Origin of the sequence: Mycobacterium simiae, from assembly GCF_008370645.1 — a bacterium.
In the GTDB taxonomy this organism is placed as follows: domain Bacteria; phylum Actinomycetota; class Actinomycetes; order Mycobacteriales; family Mycobacteriaceae; genus Mycobacterium; species Mycobacterium simiae_A.
The window spans coordinates 1-5,416 of the sequence record NZ_VTZN01000244.1 but is presented as its reverse complement, the minus strand read 5'-3'; the positions used below and the strand labels follow the sequence as shown (position 1 = coordinate 5,416).

Annotated in this window: 5 protein-coding genes and 1 pseudogene; 3 read left to right on the top strand and 3 right to left on the bottom strand. The window is 63.8% G+C overall.

Annotated elements, in window-relative coordinates:
- The coding region (locus F0Q45_RS23900; RefSeq protein ID WP_149656264.1) for a transglutaminase family protein at positions 1–826 on the top strand (826 nt) is incomplete at its 5' end.
- A gap of 90 nt (positions 827–916) precedes the next feature.
- Here F0Q45_RS23900 and F0Q45_RS23895 read toward each other — a convergent pair.
- Both F0Q45_RS23895 and F0Q45_RS23890 read right to left on the bottom strand, forming a co-directional pair.
- On the bottom strand, positions 917–1,237 hold the full coding sequence (locus F0Q45_RS23895) for a PE family protein (RefSeq protein WP_149656263.1): 321 nt from the start codon (positions 1,235–1,237) through the stop codon (positions 917–919).
- Positions 1,238–1,323: 86 nt separating this feature from the next.
- The gene (locus tag F0Q45_RS23890) at positions 1,324–2,163 is read right to left on the bottom strand and encodes a ribonuclease Z (protein WP_149656262.1); all 840 of its coding nucleotides are present in this window, start codon (positions 2,161–2,163) and stop codon (positions 1,324–1,326) included.
- Positions 2,164–2,266: 103 nt separating this feature from the next.
- Between F0Q45_RS23890 and F0Q45_RS23885 the strand changes: the two genes are divergently transcribed.
- Positions 2,267–2,695: a CBS domain-containing protein gene (locus F0Q45_RS23885; protein ID WP_149656261.1), complete on the top strand. Its 429-nt coding sequence runs from the start codon at positions 2,267–2,269 to the stop codon at positions 2,693–2,695.
- Between the two features lie 12 nt (positions 2,696–2,707).
- On the opposite strand, the gene F0Q45_RS23880 is transcribed toward F0Q45_RS23885, so the two are convergent.
- Positions 2,708–3,310 (bottom strand): type II toxin-antitoxin system PemK/MazF family toxin, encoded by a 603-nt coding sequence (locus F0Q45_RS23880; RefSeq protein ID WP_149656260.1) that lies wholly within the window; start codon positions 3,308–3,310, stop codon positions 2,708–2,710.
- Between F0Q45_RS23880 and lepA the strand changes: the two are divergent.
- A pseudogene (gene lepA / locus F0Q45_RS23875) lies at positions 3,277–5,291 on the top strand (translation elongation factor 4). The gene F0Q45_RS23880 and the pseudogene lepA sit on opposite strands and share 34 nt — an antisense overlap.
- Positions 5,292–5,416 lie beyond the last annotated feature (125 nt).

The following is a 5,416-nucleotide window of genomic DNA, read 5'->3' as shown; positions in this document are numbered from 1 at the left end:
GGTCGTACACACCACCGGGTATGCATACCAGTCGCCGGTCACCGCGTCCTACAACGAAGCGCGGCTGACACCGCGTTCCAACACAAGGCAAAACGTCATCCTCAACCGAGTCGAAACCGTCCCGGCCACCCGCTCCTACCGCTATATCGATTATTGGGGCACCGCGGTAACGGCATTCGACCTACACGCGCCGCACACCGAGTTGACGGTGACGTCCTCGTCGGTCGTGGAAACTGAGCGCCCGGAGCCGCCCGCGACCAAGACCAGCTGGAAAGAATTACAGTCGATGGCCGTTATCGACCGGTTCGACGAAGTGCTGCGTCCCACCGGGTACACCCCGACGAGTAAACGGGTTCTCGCCGTGGGCAAGCGGATGATGAAGTATCGCGATCCCGCCGACGCGGTCATAGCCGCAGCTCGATGGGTACGTAGCGAATTGGACTACCTTCCGGGTACCACCGGTGTCCACTCGTCCGGGCTCGATGCCCTCCAGCAGGGCAAAGGTGTTGGCCAGGATTTCGCGCACCTGACACTTATCGTGTTGCGCAGCATGGGAATTCCGGCTCGCTATGTATCCGGGTACTTGCACCCCAAGCGGGATGCCGCCGTCGGAAAAAGCGTAGCCGGACGCAACCACGCCTGGATTCAGGCTTGGACAGGTGGTTGGTGGAACTACGACCCCACCAGTGAGACCGAAATCACCGAGCAATACATCAGCGTGGGTGTTGGCCGCGACTACAGCGACGTGTCTCCACTGAAAGGCATCTACTCCGGCCGGGGATCAACCGACCTGGACGTCGACGTAGAAATCACCCGGCTCGCTTAGCCCGGTGCCTCCGTCGCCGCCGGCGCCGCCGAACCCGAAGATCACCGCGGCACGGCCGCCGTTACCGATCAGCGGGCGGCCCAGCAGGACCTAGGTAGGTGTGTTGATCAGGTCGAGCAGGTTCTGAGCAGCGGCGGCCTCCGCGCCGGCGTACGAGGCTGCGCTGCCTGAGCGAGCTTGCACCAGCTGCTCATGCAACGCCGACATCTGGGCGCTGATGCCCTGATAGCCCTGGGCTTGTGTATCGAAGAACGCTGCGATGGCTGCCGACACCTGATCGGCAGCTGCGGCCGGCACGCTGGTCGTAGCGGCGGCCGCGATCACGTTGGCCTCGTAGAGGGAGGAACCCACCGTGGCCAAGTCGGCGACCGCTGCGGCGATTGCCCCCGAGCCGGCGATCACGTACGACATTGCGGCACCTCTGAGTTGACGACCCTAGGCCAGGACCGGATGGTATCGCGATGTGAGCTCGAAGTCGGGGATTACGGCTGCTTCGGCTACCTCGGCTGCACCTCGACTCGGTGCAGGTCGTCGCCCAGCTCGATCTGTCCGCTGAACTCGGTCGCGGCCAGCGCCCGCCACTGGTTCTCTTGCCCCGGCACGATAGCCGGCACATAGTGCGTCATGATGAGGCTCCCCACCCCGGCACGTTGAGCGGTCGCGGCCGCTTCCTGCACCGACGAGTGGTAATCGCAGACGTCCTTGACGCGTTGCTGAGGGACATGCATGAGGATGTCCTTCCGGATAGCCGTATGTACCAATGCATCTGCGCCAGAAGCCAATTCGTCCAGGGTGGCACAGGGCACGGTGTCGCCGGCCAGCACTACCGAGGCGCCGCCGTAGCCAATCCGGAACCCGATCGTGGGCGCCACTGGGCGGTGATCGGTGGGTGCCACCCGGATGGTTACATCATCGCGGTCCCACACTGTCCCGTCGGTGTTCTCGTGGATCTCGATCGGCGGCGGGGTGTTGAGATCGGCGTGGTGTGCGATCCGGTAGCCGATGTCGTGCCCGAATGCCTTCAGCGTCGCCTGCACTACCGCGGCAGTACCCGGCGGCCCGATGATCGGCAACGGCGCTGGATCGGGCGAGAAGTTGGTGACCCAGCTGGTGATAATCACGTCGCCTAGTTCGGCGATGTGGTCGCTGTGTAGGTGAGTCAGCAGCAGGGCTGACAGGCCGGCGGCGCCCACTCCCACCGCCGCGGCGCGCTGCAACACACCGCGCCCGCAATCGACCAGGAACACCTGGCCGCCGGCCCGAACCAAGGTCGACGGCCCGGCACGATTCGGGTCAGGGATAGGGCTACCGGTTCCCAGCAAGGTGATCTCGATCATGGCCCCATCCTTGCAAGACCGATGCGTAAGAGTGGTGGCTTCCGCGCCGCGCGAGTTAGCCGTAGCCTGGTGTGAATCGGGTCACTAGCGGTGGGAGGCCTCAATGCGGATCGCGGACGTCTTGCGCAACAAGGGCGCGGCGGTGGTGACGATCAACCCCGACGCGACGGTCCGGGAGCTGCTCGCCGGTCTGGCTGAGCAGAACATTGGTGCGATGGTGGTGGTAGGCGCCGAAGGTGTGGTTGGCATCGTGTCTGAGCGCGACGTGGTCCGTCAGCTGCACGCGCACGGCGCCAGCGTATTGACGAGACCGATCTCCAAGATCATGACCAGCGCCGTCGCCACCTGCACAAAATCCGACACGGTAGACAGCATCAGCGTTCTGATGACCAAGAACCGGGTGCGCCACGTGCCGGTGCTCGACGGCAAAAAACTCATCGGCATCGTCAGCATCGGCGATGTGGTTAAGACGCGCATGCAAGAACTCGAGGCCGAGCAACAGCAGCTGCAGTCCTACATCACGCAAGGTTAGACGAAGCGCCGGCTAGCTCCAGGAAAACTCGGCACGTAGCCGTGCCGCTACCACATCGAAGACGTCGCGTGGCAAAATCGCACCTTCGCGGCGGATGCCCTCCTCGGGCACGTCGAGCACCCGGTCCAGTCTGACCCAGCTCTGCCTGCCCTCGTAATCCCAGTCACCAGAACCGATTCCAACCCAGTCCGGGTCCATGGCGTGATGTTCCTGGCTAGACAGCATCAGCCCCAGCAAGACGTTGCCGTTACGGCCCACCACGAGCACCGGCCGATCTTTGCCACAGCTCGGGTCGTCCTCATAGACCACCCAAGTCCACACAATTTCCCCCGGATCGGCCCGGCCGTCGAGGTCGGGGGCATAGACCAGTTTGCGGGCGCGTTGCGCCGTGGGAAAGCTCGTCTTGGTCACCGGCCGGCCAGCGTTAATCTCGGGCGCTGGCTGCGGCAGACCCATCGTCATGATGTTGGCTGTGATCTTGACCGCATGCTGAAGCTCCCGCAGCACGGTCTGCGAGTTCTGTAGTTGACGGACAACCTTCGGAGCTTCGTTGAACACCAGGTTTTCCGCAAAGCGCTGGAATGTCTTCCACTGCGACTTCCGAGCGGACGCCATGTTCGCAGCATAGACGCGCCGCCGGATGCGTGATTGTGTTCGGGCGCGCCTGCCTGGATACGCTGGACATAGCCGCCACCCGCCCACACCCCCGGCATAAGATTTCGTCCACCAGGAGATTCCCATCAGCAGTTTCGCCGACCAGACCTTCACGCCGCCGGCGCTGATTCGGAACTTCTGCATCATCGCGCACATCGACCACGGCAAGTCGACACTAGCCGATCGCATGCTGCAGTTGACCGGTGTGGTCGATGAGCGTTCGATGCGGGCCCAGTACCTGGACCGGATGGATATCGAGCGGGAGCGCGGCATCACCATCAAGGCTCAAAACGTGCGGCTGCCCTGGCGGGTAAACGACCGCGATTACGTTCTGCACCTGATCGATACCCCCGGCCACGTCGACTTCACCTACGAGGTGTCGCGGGCGTTGGAAGCGTGCGAGGGTGCGGTGCTGCTGGTCGATGCCGCGCAGGGTATCGAGGCGCAGACGCTGGCAAACCTGTACCTGGCGCTGGACCGCGACCTGCACATCATTCCGGTGCTGAACAAGATCGATCTGCCGGCCGCCGATCCGGACCGCTATGCGGCCGAGATCGCCCACATCATTGGTTGCGACCCCGCGGGCGTGCTGCGGGTGTCCGGCAAGACCGGTGCGGGCGTGGCACAGCTGCTCGACGAGGTGGTCCGTCAGGTGCCGCCCCCGCAGGGCGACGCCGACGCGCCCACCCGCGCAATGATCTTCGACTCCGTCTACGACATCTACCGCGGTGTGGTGACTTACGTTCGCGTGGTCGACGGGAAGATCAACCCGCGCGAGCGCATCGCGATGATGTCCACCGGAGCCACCCACGAGCTGCTCGAGGTCGGCATCGTCTCGCCCGAGCCGAAGCCATGCGAGGGGCTCGGGGTGGGGGAAGTGGGCTACCTCATCACCGGCGTCAAGGACGTGCGCCAGTCCAAAGTCGGCGACACCGTGACGAGCCTTTCCAGGGCCCGCGGGGCTGCCACCGAAGCGCTGACCGGCTACCGGGAGCCCAAGCCGATGGTCTACTCGGGGCTGTATCCCGTCGACGGGTCGGACTACCCGAATCTCCGCGATGCCCTGGACAAGCTGCAGCTCAACGACGCCGCCCTGACCTACGAGCCGGAAACGTCGGTGGCGCTTGGCTTTGGGTTTCGGTGTGGCTTTCTGGGGCTGCTGCACATGGAGATCACGAGGGAGCGGCTGGAGCGCGAGTTCGACTTGGACCTGATCTCGACCTCGCCCAACGTCGTCTACCGGGTGATCTTGGAGGGAGATGCAGACGGCTCCATCCTCGTCACCAACCCCTCGGACTGGCCGCAAGGCAAGATCCGTGTGGTCTATGAGCCTGTCGTCAAGACCACCATCATCGCGCCCAGCGAGTTCATCGGCACGATCATGGAACTGTGCCAGTCCCGCCGCGGCGAGTTGGGCGGCTTGGACTATCTTTCGCCCGAGCGGGTGGAGCTACGGTACACAATGCCGTTGGGAGAGATCATCTTTGACTTCTTCGACGCGTTGAAGTCGCGCACCCGGGGCTATGCCAGCCTGGACTACGAGGAGGCCGGCGAGCAGGAAGCCCAACTGGTCAAGGTCGACATCCTGCTGCAGGGCGAGGCCGTCGACGCGTTCTCGGCGATCGTCCACAAGGATGCGGCATTTGCCTACGGCAACAAGATGACCACCAAACTCAAGGAGCTGATCCCGCGCCAGCAGTTCGAGGTGCCGGTGCAGGCCGCTATCGGGTCGAAAATTATTGCGCGCGAGAACATTCGCGCGATTCGCAAGGACGTGCTGTCCAAGTGCTATGGCGGTGACATCACCCGCAAACGCAAACTTCTGGAGAAGCAGAAGGAGGGCAAGAAGCGGATGAAGACCATCGGGCGGGTCGACGTGCCGCAGGAGGCGTTCGTCGCGGCATTGTCGACCGACGCCGCGGGGGATAAGGGCAAGAAGTGACCGTGGGCTCGTTACGCTAATCCTGCCCAAAGCATGAGAACGCGAATCCTTGCGGCCGGCCTATTGGTGGTATTCAGGCCACCGGCTGCACCCCGGTTATCGCCGGCAGCGTGCAACCCGCGCCG